Below are 20143 nucleotides of genomic sequence, written 5' to 3'. Positions count from 1 at the left end.
AGTGCCAATGCCACACCCAATCGAAGACTATGCCTTGATTGGCGATCTGTGCACCGCCGCGTTAGTCAGCCGTAACGGCAGCATCGACTGGTTCTGCCCTCCCCGTTTCGATTCACCTGCGTGTTTTGCTGCGCTGCTTGGCGATGACGAGCACGGCCACTGGCGACTGTCACCCAGCGCCGAACCCACCGAAATCAAGCGTCACTATCAGCCGGACACGCTGGTGCTCTGCACCGAGATGAGCTGCGCTCAGGGCCGCATCCGCATTACCGACTGCATGCCCTTCGATGACAACGTCACCATTTTGCGCCATGTCGAGGGGCTCGAAGGCTGCGTTGAAATGGACATGAGCCTGTTGCCCCGCTTCGACTACGGCAAGGAGCCGGCGCGCTTTGAGCAGAGCGAGAACGGCATATGCATCACAGGCGGCGAACAACCCTTATGGCTGTTCACCGACCTGTCATGTGAATGGCAGGACGACCGTGTCAGCGCGCGGTTTAGCCTGAATTCTGGTGAGCACCGGCTGATGCAGCTCACTCACCTGAGCGGCGATAGCCAGGCCGAGCGCGCACGCTGCAGCGAAGGCGCTATCGAGGACTGCGCCGGTTGGTGGCGTGACTGGGTGCGCCAGTGCAGTTACCAGGGGCGCTGGCGGGATGCCGTGGTGCGCTCGCTCATTACACTCAAAGCGCTGACCTACGCGCCGAGCGGCGGCATGGTCGCAGCGCCGACGTCCTCACTGCCGGAAAAGATCGGCGGTGCCGCCAACTGGGATTACCGATTCTGCTGGCTGCGCGACGCGGTGCTGGCGGTCGATGTGTTCCTCGACTCGAATTTCTTCTCGGCGGCGCATGAGTGGCACAGCTGGCTGCTGCGCGCCATCGGCCAGGACAACGGGACAGTCGATGTTGACGTGCTCTACAGCATCACCGGCGTCAAACCCATGCCCGAGCGGGAACTTGACTGGTTGCCCGGCTGGAAGGATTCCCAGCCAGTGCGTGTCGGTAATGCAGCCTCGGAACAGCATCAGCTGGATGTCTACGGTCTGTTGATGGATGTGCTGCATATTGGCCGGCGCAGCGGCATGGAAACCACTGAGCAAACCTGGGATTACCAGTGCAAGATCATGGACTTTCTGGTCGAGCATTGGCGCGAGCCGGACGACGGCATCTGGGAACTGCGCGGCGCACCGCGGCACTACACGCACTCCAAAGTGTACGCTTGGGTCGCCTTTGACCGTTCTGTCCGTGATGCCGAAGAGTTCGGGCTGAAGGCACCCCTTGACCTCTGGCGCAGCACCCGCGACGAGATCCACGCCGACGTCTGTCGCAACGGGATCGACCCGTCGCGTAACGCCTTTCAGCAGACCTATGATGAAGCGCGCCCGGATGCCAGCCTGCTGATGATCCCGCTGCTGGGCTTTCTGCCCGCTGATGATGACCGCGTTCAGGCCACGCTGGCCTGGATCGAGAACACACTGTGCGAAGACGGTCTGGTCTATCGGTTTCTGGCAGATGATGCCTACGACGGAAGCGAAGGCGCGTTCCTGACCTGCAGCTTCTGGCTCGCCGATGTGCTGACCATGAGCGGGCGCACTGATGAGGCCGACGCGCTGTTCGAAAAGCTGCTCGGCTTGCGCAACGATGTCGGGCTGCTGGCCGAGGAATACGATCCGCAGCAGGGGTTGCTTGGCAACTTCCCGCAGGCGCTGTCGCACCTGGCGCTGGTGAAAAGTGCGTACCTGATTGATTCCGACAAGGACGCTCATCGAGGCGGCCAGCCCGAACGTCACGCCTACCGCCCGGTGCCCTGATTGGGTCAATGTGTATCCATTGGCAGACAAGCGCGGCGTAAATCGCCACCATGTCGCAATGATCAGACAAACCCTGCTCGACACCTTCGGTTACGACCGCTTCCGCCCCGGCCAGGAGCCGGCCATCAACGCTGTGCTGGAAGGCCGTTCGGCGGCCGCCATATTCCCGACCGGCTCGGGCAAATCGCTGTGTTATCAGCTGCCCGCCATGCATCTGCCGCATCTGACGCTGGTGGTCTCGCCGCTGTTGGCGCTGATGCAGGATCAGCTGGCGTTCCTCGACCGGCACGGCATCAGCGCCGCAAGCATTGATTCGTCGCAAAGCCGGGAAGAAGCCAGCGATGTCATGGCGCGGGCCAAAAGCGGCGAGCTGAAAATACTGATGATCTCGGTGGAACGGCTGAAGAACGAGCGTTTCCGCAACTTTATCCAGCAGGTGCCGATATCTCTGTTGGTGGTGGACGAGGCGCACTGCATATCCGAATGGGGTCACAATTTCCGCCCGGATTACCTGAAGCTGCCCGCGTACCAGAAAGACTTTGGCATCCCGCAAACACTGCTATTGACCGCCACTGCGACGCCGCCGGTCATCGCTGATATGCAGCGCAAGTTCGGCATCGCTGACGCCGATGTCATCACCACCGGCTTCTACCGGCCCAATCTGAATCTGCTGGTCGAGCCGGTTGCCGGCGCTGACAAACGCCAGCGTCTGGTCGAATGGCTCGGGACCCGCACAGCCGAGCCGGGCATCGTCTACGTGACCCAGCAACAAACCGCCGAAGACGTCGCCGGGCATCTGAGCCAGCATGGCATCCGCGCCGCGGCCTACCACGCCGGCATGGACCATGAGCGACGCGAGAGCATTCAGCGCGACTTCATGGGCGGCGATATCAACTGCATCGTCGCGACCATTGCCTTTGGCATGGGCATCGACAAGAGCGATATCCGCTTCGTGGTGCATTTTGATCTACCCAAATCCATCGAGAACTACAGCCAGGAAATCGGCCGTGCAGGCCGCGATGGCAACCCGTCGGATTGCCTGGTACTGGCCAACCGCGACAGCCTGAACGTGCTGGAAAACTTTGTGTATGGCGACACCCCCGAGCGCGCCGGCATCCGTTGCGTGCTCGATGAACTACAGCGCGACGCCCCCGGCGGGCAGTGGGAGCTGATGCTCAATGCGCTCTCCACGCGCAGCAATATTCGCCAACTGCCGCTGAAGACGCTGCTGGTACAGCTGGAATTACGCGGCATCATCGCGCCCCGCTATGCCTACTTCGCGGAATACCGTTTCAAGTTTCTGCTCGAACCCGAGCAGCTGGCGCAGCAGTTCAAGGGCGAGCGCAAGGAGTTTGTCGAAGCGATCATCAATACCTCGCGGCGCGCGCGGACCTGGTGCACGGTGGACTTCGACGCGCTGTGGCAGCAGCACCGGGCCGAGCGGGGACGGGTAATCAAGGCGCTGGATTACTTTCAGGAAAAGAACTGGGTCGAGCTGGAAAGCAAGCAGATGACCGAGGTCTACGAATTGCTACAGCCGGATTTCGACGCCGCCAGCCTGAGCGAAGAACTGCTTGACTATTTCCATCGGCAGGAAGCCAGCGAGATCAACCGGATCCACGCCATGCTCGATCTGTTTGCCACCGAAGATTGCCTGAGCCGACGCCTGGCGCGCTACTTTGGCGATGAACAGGTGCCCGAGCGCTGCGGACATTGCTCGGTATGCCATGGCCATCCGGCACAATTGCCAGAGCCTCCTGCGTTGGCGCCGCTATCTGTCGAGCGTATTGGCCAGCTCAGCGCGGCCTTTGTCGAACGCTATCAGAGCGATCAGCAGCATGCGCCCACGGCAGATTGTCTCGCGCGTTTTCTGTGCGGAATCAGCGTGCCCTTGTTCACACGGCTCAAGGCCCGGAGCCTGCCCGGCTTTGCTGCGCTGGAAGCCTATCCCTATGCCAGCGTCAGAGAGCTCGCGCGAGATAGCCTGGTTCCATCCATCGCTCGCTGACGACAAACGCCAAAGGGTCGGGCGCGCTGCGCACGCCGTCGCGGCGAGGTCGCCACTCCTACAAAGTGCCGCCAGAGAACGAATTTGGTAGGAGGGTCGCCGGATCGCCGGACCGCCTCGGCCCGACGGCGCGCGCAGCACGCCTCTGGTTTACTATCGTTTAGCTCCGGACCCGCTGATTATAGGAAGACCCCCCGGCCCAACGCTGTCCGCAGTAAGCCACGTTGGTTACCCCGCCCGTCAGAAACCACTTGGATAGGTTTCGTCCGGTTCGGCATGCGCGGTTAGCGGCTCCTTCGCCAAAGCCTGCAGCGCATGGGTTTCGTCAAAGTGCAGCACGAAATCATACTGTTCAGGCAACCGGCTGAAAAAGTAATGGCTCTGCCGCTCGGTTTCCGGACGGTAGATCACGCCGATAGCGCGGTGCAGGCGGGATTCGCTCAAGGCGTCGGTCAGTGCATTGCTTTCACGCAGGTCCAGCAGGAAGTCGGTCGGGCTGGCCTCCTGAAATAGCTGCTCGTAACTGCCTGCCAGCGGCGGGCGAACCCTTTTGCGCTCCGCCGGTGCATCCCAGTTAGAGGCTGCAGTGACCTCGCCGGTCGCTGTAGTAAAGCCCACCAGCAAGGCATCGCTGCCGTATTTCTCCCGCGCCAGCTGCCCGATATTGAATTCGCCGTGCCGGCCCATATCCGTCGCCGCCGCGTTGCCAATATGGGAATTGTGCGCCCACACCACGACGCCCGCCTCACCACCCAGCTGGTAGCTCAGATGTTCACGCAGGGCTTCCAGCGTCTCGAACATGTGGCCATCGCGCAGATTCCAGGAGCTGGCTTCGCCCCGGAACATGGAGCGGTAATATTCCTCGGCGTTGAGCACCAGTCGCGCGTTCTGCTCGGCGCAGAATCGCTGTTCATCCGCGACCAGACCCAGCCCGGTCAGACGTTGCAGCGCCTTGCCCTGCATATCCATCAGCTGTTCGGTAATTTCCTTTTCACAGGAGTCGCTCATGCCGAACGCAACGGAATGGCCGTAGCGCTGGGGCTCACCCAGAAACTGCTCCAGACAGGCATAACGCTCGCGGGCGCGGCGCGCCGCCGGCGGATCGTGCTTGTCCAGATAGGCAATGACCGCCTGCGCGGAGCTGGACATGCTGTACAGATCCAGACCGTAAAACCCCACCGGGCGATTGCCGGCTTCGGCCCGCTCGGGGGCCTGGTTGAACGCCGCCAGCCATTTCACAAAATCGAGCACCTCGGTGTTGGCCCACATCCACAGGGGAAAACGCTCGAACACATCCAGGGCCTGTTCGGCGGTCTTGTCGGCCCCCTGGTTCCATACAAAACGGTTGATTGCGTAGGCATCCGGCCAGTCGGCTTCCACCGCAACCGCGGCAAAGCCCAGCTCGTCGATCAGCCGGCGCGTAATTTCTGCACGCACCTGATAGAACTCCTGGGTGCCATGGGATGCTTCCCCGATCAATACATAGGGCTTGCCACGCGCCGCCTCGATAATCGCATCGTAATCGGCGTCGCTGCCTGTCAGAGGAACAGCGTGCTGCTCGATGGCGTCGATGGCCCGCTGGTCATTCGCTTTGCTCACTTGTGCCTCCCGGTCTGTACTGCTGCAGAATCTGAATGACCTGTTCATCGGTGGTCTGGGCAAAATCGTCATACCAGTAGCCGACCCCACCCAGATCGCTCTGCGGATAAGGGCATTCAAGGCGGTCTACCAGCGTGGCGAGTTCGCTGCAGGTATCCGATGCCCCGACGGGCACCGCCACGGTGACGCTGCGCGCGCCAGCCTGATGCGCTGCCCGTATCGCCACGCGCATGGTCGCGCCTGTGGCCAGGCCGTCATCGATGAGAACCACGTTGTGGTCGTTAAGTTCGGGAGCGGGGTGTTGACCACGGTAGCGCTGCTCGCGGCGATGCAGTTCGGCGCGCTCGCGTTCGACCACCGCGTCGATCTGCTGCTGCTCAAGCTTGAGCTGCCGGAGCACCTGTTGATTGAGGAAGATCAGATCGCCGCCGGCAAGAGCGCCCATGGCGTACTCCTCATGCCCGGGCACGCCCAGCTTGCGCACCAGCAGGATATCCAGCGGCAGTCCGAGCGTCCTGGCCACCTCGGCCGCAACCGGCACGCCGCCGCGCGGCAGCGCCAGCAAGATCAGGTCAGGTTGGCCGGCCAGATCGGACAGCGCTTTAGCCAACTGCTTGCCGGCGTGGGCACGGTCGGTGAATAGCATATGACCTCCGGTCATTCATCTCTAAGGAGAATGACCCGTGAAGTCGCAGGCTGTTCAATCCGCCGGCCAGACGGGTTGCTGGTCGGATAAAGGATCAGGGCTTGAGTTTGTATCCGGTGCGGAAGATGACCCAGACAATCGCCAGACAGATCGTAAGGAACACCAGCGTCATGCCCAGGCTCACGCCGATATGCACGTCAGCCACACCGTAGAAGCTCCAGCGGAACCCGCTGATCAGATACACCACCGGATTGAACAGCGTGATGGTCTGCCACATCGGCGGCAGCATGCTGATCGAATAGAAACTGCCGCCAAGAAAGGCCAGCGGGGTAACAATCATCATGGGCACGATCTGCAGCTTCTCGAAGCCATCCGCCCACACGCCGATAATGAAGCCGAACAGACTGAAGGTGACAGCGGTCAACACCAGGAAACCAAACATCCACACCGGATGCAGGATCTCGTAGTCCACAAACAGCCGGGCGGTGAGCAGAATCAGAATTCCCAGCAGCACCGATTTGGTGGCCGCCGCACCGACGTAGCCCACGACGATCTCCACTGGCGATAACGGCGCCGAGAGCACCTCATAGATGGTGCCGGTGAATTTCGGCATGTAGATGCCAAAGGAGGCATTGGAAATACTCTCGTTGAGCAACATCAGCATGATCAGACCGGGAATGATGAACGCCCCGTAACTGACGCCATCGATCTCCTGCATGCGCGAACCAATGGCCGCGCCAAAGACGATGAAGTACAACGAGGTGGAAATCACCGGCGAGGCAATGCTCTGGAACAGGGTGCGCCACATACGGCTGAGTTCCGAGAGATAGAGGGCGCGGATACCGTAGAGATTCATGCCCGGCCTCCGCTCTGTATATCCAGTTGCGCACCGGCGCTTGTCTCAGGCCGGACCTCGTCATGCACCAGCCCGACGAAGATATCCTCCAGCGAGCTCTGACTGGAATGCAGATCCTTCACTTCCAGGCCTTCCTCGCCAAGCGCCCGCAGCAGGTCGGCCAGACCGGTATGCTCGCACTGGGCATCGAAGGTATACACCACCGCATGGCCATCCTGAACCAGTTGCACGCCGTATTTCGCAAGGCTGGCGGGTAGCTGCGTCAGAGGCTCCTGCAGCTGGATGCTCAGCTGTTTGGTGCCCAGTTTGCGCATCAGGGCAGCCTTGTCTTCGACCAGAACGATTTCGCCGCGGTTGATCACCCCGATACGGTCGGCCATCTCTTCGGCCTCTTCGATGTAATGTGTGGTGAGGATGATGGTCACGCCCTGCTCACGCAACCGACGCACCATGTTCCACATATCCCGCCGCAGCTCGACATCCACGCCGGCGGTGGGCTCATCGAGAAACAGCACGTCGGGCTCGTGCGCGAGCGCCTTGGCGATGAGCACGCGGCGCTTCATACCGCCGGACAGATTCATGATCTTGTCGTTACGCTTGTTCCACAGCGACAGCTCACGCAGCACTCGCTCGATGTGCGCCTTGTCCGGCGCCTTGCCAAACAGACCGCGGCTCAGGTGGACCGTGGCCAGTACGGTATCGAACATATTGCTGGTCAGTTCCTGCGGCACCAGACCGATGGTTGAACGCGCCTTGCGGTAGTCCCTGACAATGTCGTAGCCCGCCACCGTGACTTCACCCTGGGAGGCATTGACGATGCCGCAGATAATGCTGATCAGCGTGGTCTTGCCGGCGCCGTTCGGGCCAAGCAGGGCAAAGATCTCGCCACGGTGAATGGTCAGGTCGATATGTTTGAGCGCCTGAAAACCCGATGAGTAGGTCTTGTTCAGGCCTTTGACGCTGATAACAGGTTCCACAGCCCCTCCGGGTGATTTGGAATGCTTCCCGAGACCTGACCCGCGATATCGCTGGCCAGGCGCAGGTGCTTCGGGTTGTCCCCCACTTTGAAAAAAGGGGTCAGGGGGATTCGCTTTTCAGGGTTTGATCTCAGGCCGCTTCGATACGGAAACCGTAGCGCGGAAAGTGCACGTGCAGCAGACCGGCACGCTCGTCCTCGCGGGCTACCACAATCTCTTCGTTGCTTTCATGAACCAGCGAGCCGCTGACCGGATCGGTGCCGTAATCCACCGCACTGACGCTCACCGCCTGGCCAAGCTCGAACCCACCCGGGCTGACGAACTCGATTTCCGGTAACGCCGCTGGAGACGCTTCCCGCGCCACGGTGATAGCCTCGGATGCCTCCATTGGTGTACTGGATCCGTGACCGAAATCCGCAATGCGGCCCATCCAGGCAGCAATGGCCGGATAGCCATCCAGCGCGTCGGCCACGGCCTTGTTCGAGGCGACGAACCACAGCGGATGGTAGTGCGCCAGATCGGCGATACAGGGCGTGTCCCCCAGCAGGAATTCGCCGTCGCGCTCCAGCTGCAATTCCAGCCGGCTCATCAACGCTGGCCATTGCGACAGCCCGACCCTGGTGTCCAGCGGGTTGGCGGTGCCACTGGCAAACAGCGCCTGGCGATCCGCCACAAAGCCCTTGATCACCTCTTCGGGCATATTGGCGAAACGGGAGGCGAGCCCCTTTTTCTGGAAATTGATCGCCACGCCATGCTGAAACAGCACCTGGTCGCCGAACTGGGCGAGTCCTGCAGCCGCCGCTTCACGCCCTTCAGGAAACAGCGCCGGGGTGACCTTCTCCTGTTCCAGACGGCGGGCAATCAGTGCGGTATCGCAATAGATATCCGCGCCGACCTGAAGTACCGGGGTGCGTCTATAGCCGCCTGTCAAAGCGGTGAGGTCCGGCTTGGGCATCACCGCCGGGATCATGACTGAATGCCAGGACAGGCCCTTGAAGCCGAGCATCAGGCGCGCCTTTTCGGCGAAGGGGGACTGCGGGTAATGATGCAGAATCAGGTCGGTCATTGTTCGGCTCCGTGAAAAGGTATGTGACGTTTCAGGTTCCACCAACCCTCGGTTGGCCCGGAATCAATCCAGCTTAGCCGGTGCCGGGTCGGCTGCACAGTCTCGATTGGACTCGGTCCCTGTCTCGGCAAACAACCGGATCAGCTGCTCCTTGGCGGGCTTGGCCAGCGCCTTGATGGCCAATTCGCGGCGTAGCGCATCGGAATGATCAATACAGATTTCTTGCCACACCAACGCCTTCGCCGGACTACGATTAAAGAACCGCGCTCCCTTGCCGTTGGCGTGCTGACGAAAGCGCCGTTGAGGGTCGGTGGTTATGCCTGTATACAGATGGCCGCTCTCGGCCCGCACCATATAGACCCACCAGGTTCTCGGGGCAGGTTCGGGCGTGTGTTGAGTACTTTCAGAAGGCATACTGGCGCTTACGACTGCAGGAGTTAGCCATGTTTATACAGATTTTCAGCACCGGCGGCACCATCGACAAGGTGTACTTCGATGCGCTCAGCGAATATCAGATCGGCGAACCCATGGCTGGTGAACTGCTCGACCAGGCTCGTATCGGCTTCAATTATTCCATCGAATCGCTGCTGAAGAAGGACAGTCTGGACCTGAACGACACCGACCGCGACCTGATCCGCAGCAAGATCGCCGCCTGCCCGCACGAGCACATTCTGATCACCCATGGTACCGACACCATGACCGTCACCGGCGCGGCGTTGGCCGATATCGACGACAAGGTGATTGTCCTCACCGGTGCCATGCAGCCCGCGCGCTTCCGCGACTCCGACGCGCTGTTCAACCTCGGCCTGGCAATCGGCGCATTGAATACCCTCGGGCACGGCGTGTATGTCGCCATGAGCGGACGGGTATTCCCCGTCGACCAGGTCCGCAAGAACCGCCTGGCCGGCCGCTTCGAAGGGCTTTGACAGGGCACTATTCAGCCGATGGCCGCGGATCATGGAATGTCGAGTTCCACCTCGACAAAGGAGTGCTGCCGAACCTGCGCTGGCCGGGATGGAACCCGGCCCTCCATCGTCTTGAGTGTTTGGGAGACCCAAGGCTCTAAACCAACACCCTGCCGCCTCCCTGGGAATGTCGAGCTCCACCTCGACAAAGGAGTGCTGCCGAACCTGCGCTGGCCGGGATGGAACCCGGCCCTCCATCGTCTTGAGTGTCTGCGAGACCCAAGGCTCTAAACCAACGCCCTGCCGCCTCCCTGGGAATGTCGAGTTCCATCTCGACAAAAGCGTCTGCCGAACCTCCGCCGGCCGGGATGGAACCCGGCCCTCCATAACCCCCGCGCAGCTACTGCCTCAGGCGCCCGTGCCGCCCACGGTGATCTGGTCGATTTTGAGGGTCGGCTGCCCGACGCCGACCGGCAGTGACTGACCGTCCTTGCCGCAGGTACCCACGCCGCTGTCCAGCTGCAGATCGTGACCCACCATCGATACGCGGTTCATGACTTCGGGACCGTTACCGACCAGGGTTGCGCCCTTGACCGGTGCGGTGATTTTGCCATCCTCGATCAGGTACGCCTCGCTGGTGGAGAAGACGAACTTGCCGCTGGTGATATCCACCTGACCGCCGCCCAGGTTGGCGCAGTAGATGCCTTTTTTCACCGAGCGAATAATGTCCTGCGGATCGCTTTCGCCAGCCAGCATGTAGGTGTTGGTCATACGTGGCATGGGCAGGTGTGCATAGGACTCGCGACGGCCATTGCCGGTCGCGGGCACGCCCATCAGCCGGGCGTTCAGCTTGTCCTGAATGTAGCCCTTGAGAATGCCGTTTTCGATCAATGTGGTGCACTGGGTCTGGTTGCCCTCGTCGTCCACACTCAAGGAGCCGCGACGGCCGGCAAGGGTGCCATCATCGACGATGGTGCACAGGCTGGAGGCGACTTTCTCGCCGACCCGGCCGCTATAGGCCGAGGTGCCCTTGCGGTTGAAGTTGCCCTCAAGGCCATGACCAACCGCTTCATGCAGCAGTACGCCGGACCAGCCCGGTCCCATCACCACCGGCATGCTGCCGGCAGGCGCGGGAATAGCCTCGAGATTGACGGTGGCCTGACGAACCGCTTCGCGGGCGTACGCCATGGCACGTTCTTCCGTTTCGAAGTACAGATAATCCGTGCGTCCGCCACCGCCGAAGCTGCCGCGCTCACGACGTCCGTTGTGCTCGATGATGACGCTGATGTTCAACCGTACGAGCGGACGGATATCGCCGGCCCAGGTGCCATCGCTGGAGGCCACCATGACGGTGTCATGGGTGCCGCCGAGGCCTACCGTGACCTGGGTGATACGTGAATCAAGGCTGCGTGTGTACGCGTCCAGCCGTTGCAGGAAGGATACCTTGTCGCCCTGCGCCATGACCTCCAGCGGGTTGGCGGAGGGATACAGCGCCTGGCTGGTGTCGCGCTTCCACGCCTGCACGCCACCCGCCTGCCCGGCCCGCGCAATTGAACGGGCGGCCGAAACCGCCTGGCTCAGCGCCGGGAGACGAATATCGTTACTGTAGGCAAACCCGGTTTTTTCCCCAGACTGGGCGCGCACGCCTACGCCCTGGTCGACATTGAAACTGCCGTCCTTGACGATGCCATCCTCAAGGACCCAGGACTCGCTCACCTGATGCTGGAAATACAGATCAGCCGCGTCCACCCCGGGTGCCGAGACCAGCTGACCGAGTACACCTGCGATCAGGTCGGGGCTCAGCTCTGCGGGTACCAGCAGACGGTTTTCAACATTGGCTATCAGATCACTCATTCTTTTCGGACTCCTTGGCCGATAACTCGGCCGGGGCAAATCGGCGATGCCCGGAAACGGGCATCCGCTGGCGAATAGCTTGCATATGGGCGTGGTCGATTTGCTGACAGACCACACCTTCCCCCTGCTCAAGCGAAGCAACTACTTCACCCCAGGGATCAACCAGGCAACTGTGGCCAAAGGTCTCACGCCCCCCGGGGTGCAGCCCACCCTGGTTGGCGGCGAGTATGTAACACTGGGTTTCGATGGCCCGGGCTCGCAGCAGCACCTCCCAGTGGGCCGCCCCGGTCACGGCGGTAAAGGCCGAGGGCACCACAATCAGATCCGCATTGGCGCGGGACAGTGCAAGATACAGCTCTGCAAAACGTAGATCGTAACAGATCGACAGGCCGACACGCCCGACTGGCGTATCCACATGCACCACCTGATCGCCGTAGCCATAGTCCCTGGATTCGCGGTAGCTGCGGGTGTTGTCCGCTACTTCTACATCAAACAGATGCAGCTTGTCATAACGCGCGACCTCACTGCCTTGATCATCGACCACCAGACAGGTCGCCATCGGCTTGCCGGTGGGGGTGAGCGGTAGCGGAATACTGCCGCCGATCAGCCAGACGCCGTTTTGCCGTGCTTGTTGTGCGAGGAATGGGCGAATGGGACCGGTGCCTTGAAACTCGGCGACGCCGATGTCTGCCAGCGAGCGGTTGCCGAAGGCGGCGAAGCATTCAGGGAGCAATATCAGCTGCGCGCCGTCGGCGGCCGCTTCGGCAATAAGCCCGGCGGCGCTTTCGAGGTTGGCCGCTACGTCCGGCCTGCTGATCATCTGGATGGCAGCAACTTTCATTCAGTCCTCCAGTGCGGCTTCGTTATCAAAGGCGCGATCAAATTCAACGTTGGGTTTCTGCCAGTCTCCGCTGATCTTGTATTTGACTGATGCGAAACGGGCAATCCGGTCGCCGAGGATCTTGTCGGCAATAAACAACGCGCCGCCGATATAGGGGGCACCGGCAATGATCGCGGCCAGGGGCAGGTTGTTGGTCACGGGCAAGGTCACCAGCATACCCATATCGATTTCGTTCTGTGGCAGATCAATCCGGCCGTCCAGCTGCAGCTTGACGCTCGGGCCGTCCATCACCAGCGGCGTGCGGTTATGCATCACTCCGTCAGTGAACAGCAGATCGCCATCGAGGGTATCGTAGGCCGTACCCTTGCCGAACAGGTCAGAAAAGTCCAGGCGTAGCCGGCGTGTCAGCGCGTTGAAATTGAGCAGACCGAACACCTTGAGAGCATCAGCCGAACTCTCGCCACTCTGCAGCACGCCATCGCGGGCGCGCAACTGCAACTGGCCGGTGCTGCGCTTGAGCGCGAAGTACGCCGGCGAGCCAGGCCATTCCAGCTCAGTGGTCGCGGCAAATTCATTGCTGGTCAGCGTCGGCGCGTAATTCCAGGCGCGCAACACGTTGCCGATGTTATCTGCACTAAGGCTGCCTTCAAAGCGGGTCCGCCGATCGGTATCGCGCCAATCCAGGTTTCCGCGCAGCTGCAACCCGCCCCGCAGAGCAATGTTCGCATCGTCCACGCGAAGGCCCTGGGCAGTCGGACGCATCCGGAACGAAACCGGCCCGACCAGATCATCCCCCCAGAACAGCTGCGCGACGCTGAGATTGACCGCAGGCAATGACGACGGCAGCACGCCATCGAGGGGATCTTCGGCCACCAACGGCTCGACCAGTGCCTCGGACTCCTCGGCTACATTCTGGTCATCGGCAAAGCGCAAGCGCTGCAGATCGATCTGCAAGGGTTCGTTGGCGCCAGCCGGCAGGCGGATCCGGCCTGCAACATCCGCCTGCTGTACATCGAAATCCCACCCCGTCGGAGCATTCTTTCCATAGACCTGAAGGTCGTCGAGTTCCAGACCCAGACCTTCGAAGCGGGCCGCGTTCAGGTTGATTTCGCGGATAAGCGCCAGCGGCGAGTCGCTGACTGCAGGTGGCTGAGCGGCGCTTTCAGTGCCGGCCCTGAAGTCATTGATCCATTGCTGCCACTCAGTCCATTTCAGCGCAGCAACATTGGCCCTGATGCTGAGGCCATCTTCAGACAGTATGGCCGGACTGCCACTGCGATAGCGGACATCGCCACGCAGGGAATCGCCGGAGCGGACGATCGAACCGCGTAGATCGCCGCCTGAACGAAACGACCAGCGCTGGCCCTGATCACTGAGCCGCAGGGTCACCTCGGTGGGCAACGCCTGTTCCGATTCTTTGGCAAAGGGTGGCGGCAGATCGAGTGCAACGCCATGCAGATCGGACGCGACCTGCACACTTTGGCTGCCAGAACGAATCGCCACCTGAGCGTCCCAATCCACACGACCGGTGGCCAACTGCAGCGGTGCCTTGCCGAGCATCGACCAGCTCTTCAACGCCTGCACCGGATGGCTGCCCTTCATGCGGATGAGTTGTTCACGGTCGATCACTCCGATAGTGCCGGTCACCGGCTCACCAAGAAATTGCAGGCGGACGTTATCGGCGGTCAGCCCTTTGCTGTGGTCATACGCGAAGTTGCCGCTGACCTCGTGCAACGGCGCGTCAAGCTGGGGGATGAATAGCTGCTCGGCCTGGGCCTGTGCGCTCAGGCGAATATCCGGTTGGCTCCCCTGCTGCAGGGGAATAACCAATGAACCCGTGCCGACCAGCGTGCCATTGCCGGTCCAGCCAGCGAGCGGGTCATTGGTGATCTCGCTGAGCGGCGTGTCCTGCATCAGACGCAGGGCGTCCTGTAGCGGCCCTGTCACTTCGCCGTTAACCGACAGCAGCAGGGGCGCGTCAGGACTTTCACGATCGATAGCCAGCTGCAGGTCGTTGAGGTCGGTATTCCATAGCCGCGCTTGCCCCTGATGCACGGTCACTGCAGTGTTACGCAGGTGTACAGTGCCGGATACATTCTCCAGCGCTGGCCAGCCTGGCTGGAAAAACAGACTGCCCTGATCAAGGCTGCCGTAGAGTTCCATCACGCGGTCTTCCGGATCAGCATCCTTTGCCAGTACCCCGCGATAGCTGAAAATGGCCAACGGCACATTGCCTGACAGCTCTGTCGAGAGCAGCCACTCGTGCAATTGCGGGCTCGTCGCCGCAACCCGTGATGGCAGATACCGGCGATAGAAATCCGCCTGGCTGTCGCGCAGCGCGACGCGCAGATCCATACTCGGCGTGCCACCCGGACGCGGCAGATGCAGGTTGAGTCGTGCTGTCGCTTCGCCCTCCTCGCCGCTGACCGCAAGGCTCGGCGCCTTCAGCTGCATACCCGTCTCGTCGGACCATTCCCAGCCCAGGCTGCCGGTCAGGCGGTCGTACTGCCAGGCTTCGGAAAACAGTTGCGGCAGTGACATACGCCAGTTATAGCTGTCGAGCCTGACCTCACCCAGCGCACGACTCCCGGCCAGCGTCCCGCTGATACCCGTAAATCCCGGTACGGCCCGCCAGGGTTCGGTGCTTATATTGTCCAGCCGGGCTTCGATATTCAGCTCATCGAGTGCCAGAGAGGTGCTGCTACCCCGCAGGCCGACATTCAGCAGCTCACCCTGCGGATCGAGGGCAGCCAGAATGTCAGCAAAACGGTCTTCCGGAATAGAGCCATAGAGCCCGGCGGCCAGCGGCGCCAATGGCAAGCGGTCCAGCGCGAGCTGCCAGCTTCCATCCTCGACTTCGCGGGTCGCGGTCAGGCGGGTCTCGCGCCACAGGATGTCGTTCACCTGCAGCCCCAGCTGTTCGACACGCAGCAGCTGTTGCTCGTCACCAAGCTGCAGGTCGAATTGCGCCTGCAGCTCAGTCAATGCCGCACCTGGGCGCAGCGTCCGTAGTTTCACCTCGGGCGCAGTCACCACGCCTTGCAGCCGATGTAGCCGACGCTCCTGCCAGCTGCCCCAGAAGTTTCCCCCGGCGACCAGCTGTTCAAGCCGGACCTTTCCCAGCCAGGCGCGGGGTATCCAGTCGCTCCATTGCATGGCAGGCAGATCCGCGAAAAACGCGACCGACATATCGCGCCAGTCGTCTCCCTCGCTCTGCCCTTCAAGCCGCAGACGCAACTGGCGACCATCGGGTAGCGCCAGCCGTGCATCAAACCGGTGATCGCCCCACCGGTTCACCAGAGTCAGATCACCGTCGGTGAAATTCCACTCAGGCAAGCTATGCGGATTAATGCGGATACGGCTGCCGAGCAGGGTGATACGGCGCTGGTTGAGCAGCTTGCCAAGCATCTCGTCGAGCCCGCCTTCAACTCTGTCCCGCGAGCCCAGGCCGCGCAAACGCCAGCTACCGTCGGCTTCCTCGAGCAATTCCAGCGCCAGGCCTTCAACCTGCAGCGCGTCGAGCACCAGCTCCCGGCGCCACAAACTGGCGAACACATCAAGGCGCGCGGTAACGTTATCCAGGGCGAACAGTACCGAGCTGTCGGTGTCGGCTTCGGCGTGAACCTGCAAGCCGCGGAGCATGAACACTGGCTGACTGCCCTGCATCTCGCCGCTCAGATCATCCAGGCGGATTGCCCGGCCGGTAAGCTCCTCGGCACGCTGCACCAGCTCGGCCTGATAATCCGCCACCGCCGGAACAAACTGACGGCCGAGACTCACATAGGCAGCCGTGGCCAGCAGCCATACGACAAGGCACAGAATCAGTCCATCCAGACCCCGACGAATCCAGGTTTGCCAGCTCATGCGCTCAGACGCTCATCACATCAGCACCACATCGTACTGTTCCTGGGTGTACACCGGCTCGACCTGAAACTTGATCGGCCGCTCGATGAACAATTCCAGGTCCGCGACGTTGCCTGACTCTTCGTCCAGCAGCCGGTCGATAACCGCCTGTGACGCCAGCACCATATAGGCGCCCGCCTGATAGGCGCGGGCTTCACGCAGGATCTCCCGGAAGATTTCGTAGCAGACGCTTTCGGCGGTTTTCTGGATACCGCGGCCTGAGCAGCAGGGACAGGGCTCGCAGAGAATCTGCTCAAGACTTTCGCGGGTGCGCTTGCGGGTCATCTGCACCAGGCCCAGCTCGGTGATGCCGATGATGTTGGTTTTGGCGTGATCACGTTCCAGCTGTTTTTCCAGCGTGCGCAACACCTGGCGCTGATGCTCCTCGGCTTCCATGTCGATGAAGTCGATAATCACGATGCCGCCCAGATTACGCAGGCGCAGCTGGCGCGCAATGGACGTTGCCGCCTCCAGGTTGGTCTTGAAGATGGTTTCTTCGAGATTGCGATGTCCGACGAAGGCGCCGGTGTTCACATCGATGGTGGTCATCGCCTCGGTCTGGTCGATGACCAGATGCCCGCCCGACTTGAGCATCACCTTGCGCTCCATGGCCTTCTGGATTTCATCCTCAACGCCATACAGCTCGAATACCGGACGCTCACCCGGGTAATGCTCGAGTTTGTCATCGATGCCGGGCATCAGCTCCTGCACGAATTGCTCGACCTTCTGGAAGGTTTCCCGCGAGTCGATACGGATTTTTTCAATGCGCACGTTCGCCAGGTCCCGCAGCGTACGCAGCGCCAGCGGCAGATCTTCGTAGATCACCGAAGGTGCGGAACATGCGCCCATTTGCTGGGAGATCTGCTGCCATAACCGTCTGACATAGCGGATGTCGGCGAGGATATCTTCCTCCCGCGCGGCTTCGGCGGCGGTACGCAGAATGAACCCGCCGGGCTCGTCAACAGCTTCATTGGCGACGCACTGGGCAACGATCTGCTTGAGGCGTTCGCGCTCGGCTTCTTCCTCGATCTTCAGCGATATGCCCACGTGCGGCGTACGCGGCATATACACGAGATAGCGCGACGGTACCGAGAGGTGCGTGGTGAGGCGGGCGCCCTTGGTGCCGATTGGGTCCTTGGTGACCTGGACCACCAGCGCCTGGCCTTCATGCACCAGCGCATTGATCGGCTCGACCGCAGAGCCTTCACGCTCGGAAATCTCCGAGGCGTGGATAAACGCAGCCCGCTCCAGGCCAATATCAACGAAAGCAGCCTGCATGCCCGGTAACACACGGACGATCTTGCCCTTGTAAATATTGCCGACAATGCCGCGACGCAGGGTGCGTTCGATGTGCACTTCCTGCAGTACGCCGTTTTCCACCAGAGCGACCCGTGTTTCCATCGGGGTTATATTGATCAGGATTTCTTCGCTCATGGGCTCTCCAGTTTTATCGGACCGTTAGGGCCTTTTGAGTGTTCTTCCGAGCCGCCTGCCTGTGTCAGCGCGCTTGCCAACAGGCAATCCCGAATGCCTGCAGCAGTGCTGCGGTTTCCATCAGAGGCAGCCCTACCACCGCACTGTAGCTGCCCTCAATGCGCTCGATGAATATTGCGCCCAACCCTTGAATGGCATAACCGCCAGCCTTGTCGGCCGGCTCGCCGGTATCCCAGTATGCGCTCTTTTCGGCCTCGGACAGCTGGCGAAACCACACCTGGGTCTCGACGCTTGCCAAACGTAAGTCATCGCCCCGGCATACCGCTACGCTGGTAATCACACTGTGGGCCCGACCTGACAGATCGTCCAGCATCGCCAGGCCCTGCGCACGGTCGGCCGGCTTGCCCAATATGCTGTTCCCCAGCACTACGGCGGTGTCTGCCGCCAGCACGACCGCCCCGTCGGGTGCCTTTGCAACACCCGCACGCACCTTGTCATGCGTGACGCGTTCGACATACGTCAGGGGCAATTCGCCAGGCAAGGCCGTTTCGTCAATCTCCGACGGTATCACGCAGACTGGCACACCGATCTGTGAGAGTAATTCGCGACGGCGTGGCGAGGCCGAAGCCAAATAAAGCAGGCCGCAGCCATTATCGGACGCCAGCACAGAAGCCGTATCAGACGACATGGAAGCGGCGCCGGAAAATATCCAGGAAGGCACAAGCCCACGGCCACAGCAAAGCGCTGACCAGAGCCGGTAACAGCAGCAGGAGAATCGGCGGTCGACTGCCGGCCAGGCTGTTCAGCCACAACAGCAGCAACTGGGCGACGCCGAACACGGGCAGCATTACCAGGCTCTGTTGCCACAATGGAAAACGCCGGATGCGCTGATAAAGCAACAGCACCATGGTCGCGACCAGCGTCATGACCAGGGCATGCTGGCCGAACAGTTCGCCGTATAGTACGTCGGAGGCCAGGCCGGCAAACCAGGCCATCACCAGGCCGATCCTGTGCGGCAGAACCATCACCCAGAAAGCGACTGTCATCGCCAGCCACATAGGCCGACCAAAGCCGAACGGCTCGGGCATGGGCATGACACTCAGCAGCAGCGCCAGCAGAACGGTAAAGCCGACAACCAGGCTATGGCGCATCGTTGCTGCCCTCCTCGCCGGCTTCGCTTGATTCGCTTGATTCGCTTGATTCGCCAGGAATGTCAGGCTGTTCAGGCTGTTCAGGCGCGGCAACCGCCTGATCCGGCGGTGCCTCAGGTTCCAGGCTCAACACAGGGAACACATCGCCATAGGCACTTTCCGGACTGAACACCAAAAGCAGGTAACGGCTGCGATTGAGCTGGGCAGTCGGGGCAACCTTGACGATGGAGAAAGGCTCGGCAGGGTCCTGTTCGACCGAGATGACGCGGCCAACCGGATAACCGGCCGGAAAGCGCTGCCCCAACCCCGAACTGACCATGATGTCGCCAATGCGAATATCTGCCGTGTCGCTGACATGGCGAAGTTCAAGCCAGTCGTTGTTCCCGGTCCCGGTCGCCATCGCGCGCAGACCATTGCGATTGACCTGCACCGGCAGGCTGTGGGAGACATCCGTCAGCAGCAGTACGCGCGAATTGAACGGCATCACCTCGACCACTTGTCCCATCAGACCAGTGGCATCAAGCACGGGTTGGCCAAGAAAGACGCCGTCGCGTTCGCCCTTGTCGATCATGATGCGTTGGGTAAAGGGATTGGGGTCAACCCCGACCAATTCAGCTACCAGCACGCGTTCGTCGACCAGCGAGGAGGAGTTCAGCAGCTCACGCAGCCTCACGTTCTGCTCGGTCAGGGCCGCGAGTTTCTGTAGTTTGCGCTGGGTCAGCAAGGATTCGGCGCGCAGGCGCTGGTTTTCGGCAATCAGATCGGCACGGCTGGTGAGTTGGGTATGCACATTTTCCCAGGCGCGAACCGGCAGCTCGGCGACGTAATAGATAGGCATCAGGATCATGCCGAGCTGGGCGCGCACCGGCTGCAGCACGTTCAGCCTGGCGTCAGTCACCATCAGCGCCACCGACAACACCGTCAGCGCCAGTAAACGAACGCCCAGTGAAGGGCCTTTGATGAACAGCGGTTTGATGGTGCACTCCTCATAAACCTGTGCGGCTCCTGCTGCCGCGACGCTGAGCCAGTCGTTGCTGGTCCCTATCATGCAACACCGGCATGACAGGGACCAAGGCCTGGTGAACAGTGC

General features: G+C 61.3%; 16 protein-coding genes. 3 read left to right on the top strand and 13 right to left on the bottom strand.

All coding sequences use genetic code 11. The annotated features are described in order from the left end of the window. The first annotated feature begins 7 nt into the window (after window positions 1-7). A complete protein-coding gene (locus G3M63_RS07595; RefSeq protein ID WP_163982406.1) occupies window positions 8-1813 on the top strand; it encodes a glycoside hydrolase family 15 protein in 1806 nt (601 codons plus the stop codon). Window positions 1814-1871: 58 nt separating this feature from the next. Next, window positions 1872-3821 (top strand): ATP-dependent DNA helicase RecQ, encoded by a 1950-nt coding sequence (locus tag G3M63_RS07590; RefSeq protein WP_163984207.1) that lies wholly within the window; start codon window positions 1872-1874, stop codon window positions 3819-3821. A gap of 240 nt (window positions 3822-4061) precedes the next feature. On the opposite strand, the gene G3M63_RS07585 is transcribed toward G3M63_RS07590, so the two are convergent. The 6 genes from G3M63_RS07585 to G3M63_RS07560 all read right to left on the bottom strand — a co-directional run bounded on the left by G3M63_RS07585 (window position 4062) and on the right by G3M63_RS07560 (window position 9379). After that, window positions 4062-5420, bottom strand: a complete 1359-nt coding sequence (locus tag G3M63_RS07585) for an erythromycin esterase family protein (protein WP_218573665.1) — start codon at window positions 5418-5420, stop codon at window positions 4062-4064. Continuing rightward, complete coding sequence (locus G3M63_RS07580; RefSeq protein ID WP_163982403.1) at window positions 5404-6066, bottom strand: phosphoribosyltransferase; 663 nt, start codon at window positions 6064-6066, stop codon at window positions 5404-5406. The genes G3M63_RS07585 and G3M63_RS07580 overlap by 17 nt, the downstream gene beginning before the upstream one ends. A 94-nt stretch (window positions 6067-6160) precedes the next feature. Then, the gene (locus tag G3M63_RS07575) at window positions 6161-6922 is read right to left on the bottom strand and encodes an ABC transporter permease (RefSeq protein WP_150301333.1); all 762 of its coding nucleotides are present in this window, start codon (window positions 6920-6922) and stop codon (window positions 6161-6163) included. Further along, window positions 6919-7899: an ABC transporter ATP-binding protein gene (locus G3M63_RS07570; protein ID WP_150301334.1), complete on the bottom strand. Its 981-nt coding sequence runs from the start codon at window positions 7897-7899 to the stop codon at window positions 6919-6921. The genes G3M63_RS07575 and G3M63_RS07570 overlap by 4 nt, the downstream gene beginning before the upstream one ends. Window positions 7900-8029: 130 nt before the next feature. Next, the gene (locus G3M63_RS07565) at window positions 8030-8965 is read right to left on the bottom strand and encodes a glutathione S-transferase family protein (RefSeq protein ID WP_163982401.1); all 936 of its coding nucleotides are present in this window, start codon (window positions 8963-8965) and stop codon (window positions 8030-8032) included. Window positions 8966-9028: 63 nt separating this feature from the next. Then, window positions 9029-9379, bottom strand: coding sequence for a GIY-YIG nuclease family protein (locus tag G3M63_RS07560; RefSeq protein WP_163982399.1), 351 nt, complete (start codon window positions 9377-9379; stop codon window positions 9029-9031). Window positions 9380-9408: 29 nt separating this feature from the next. Here G3M63_RS07560 and G3M63_RS07555 point away from each other — a divergent pair, with 29 nt between their 5' ends. Continuing rightward, window positions 9409-9891 (top strand): asparaginase domain-containing protein, encoded by a 483-nt coding sequence (locus G3M63_RS07555; RefSeq protein ID WP_150301337.1) that lies wholly within the window; start codon window positions 9409-9411, stop codon window positions 9889-9891. Window positions 9892-10278: 387 nt separating this feature from the next. On the opposite strand, the gene tldD is transcribed toward G3M63_RS07555, so the two are convergent. From tldD to mreC, 7 genes are all read right to left on the bottom strand, one after another. Then, window positions 10279-11724: a metalloprotease TldD gene (gene tldD / locus G3M63_RS07550; RefSeq protein WP_163982397.1), complete on the bottom strand. Its 1446-nt coding sequence runs from the start codon at window positions 11722-11724 to the stop codon at window positions 10279-10281. Then, window positions 11717-12565 carry a carbon-nitrogen hydrolase family protein gene (locus tag G3M63_RS07545; RefSeq protein ID WP_163982395.1) on the bottom strand — a complete coding sequence of 283 codons (849 nt, stop codon included), beginning with the start codon at window positions 12563-12565 and terminating at the stop codon, window positions 11717-11719. Before G3M63_RS07545 ends, tldD begins: the two co-directional genes overlap by 8 nt. Further along, window positions 12566-16429, bottom strand: coding sequence for a YhdP family protein (locus G3M63_RS07540; protein ID WP_163982392.1), 3864 nt, complete (start codon window positions 16427-16429; stop codon window positions 12566-12568). It lies immediately after the preceding gene. A 15-nt stretch (window positions 16430-16444) separates the two neighbouring features. Next, a complete protein-coding gene (gene rng, locus G3M63_RS07535; protein WP_150301341.1) occupies window positions 16445-17902 on the bottom strand; it encodes a ribonuclease G in 1458 nt (485 codons plus the stop codon). Window positions 17903-17966: 64 nt separating this feature from the next. Next, entirely contained in the window at window positions 17967-18590 is a 624-nt protein-coding gene (locus G3M63_RS07530) for a nucleoside triphosphate pyrophosphatase (RefSeq protein WP_163982390.1), read from the bottom strand. Further along, on the bottom strand, window positions 18580-19053 hold the full coding sequence (mreD, locus tag G3M63_RS07525) for a rod shape-determining protein MreD (protein WP_150301343.1): 474 nt from the start codon (window positions 19051-19053) through the stop codon (window positions 18580-18582). The genes G3M63_RS07530 and mreD overlap by 11 nt, the downstream gene beginning before the upstream one ends. Then, window positions 19043-20101 carry a rod shape-determining protein MreC gene (gene mreC / locus G3M63_RS07520; RefSeq protein ID WP_163982388.1) on the bottom strand — a complete coding sequence of 353 codons (1059 nt, stop codon included), beginning with the start codon at window positions 20099-20101 and terminating at the stop codon, window positions 19043-19045. The genes mreD and mreC overlap by 11 nt, the downstream gene beginning before the upstream one ends. Window positions 20102-20143: the final 42 nt, after the last annotated feature.

This window comes from Pseudomonas sp. OIL-1 (assembly GCF_010669185.1).
GTDB classification, from domain to species: domain Bacteria; phylum Pseudomonadota; class Gammaproteobacteria; order Pseudomonadales; family Pseudomonadaceae; genus Halopseudomonas; species Halopseudomonas profundi.
The sequence above is the reverse complement of the archived record's forward strand: the minus strand, read 5'-3'. Positions and strand labels throughout refer to the sequence as shown.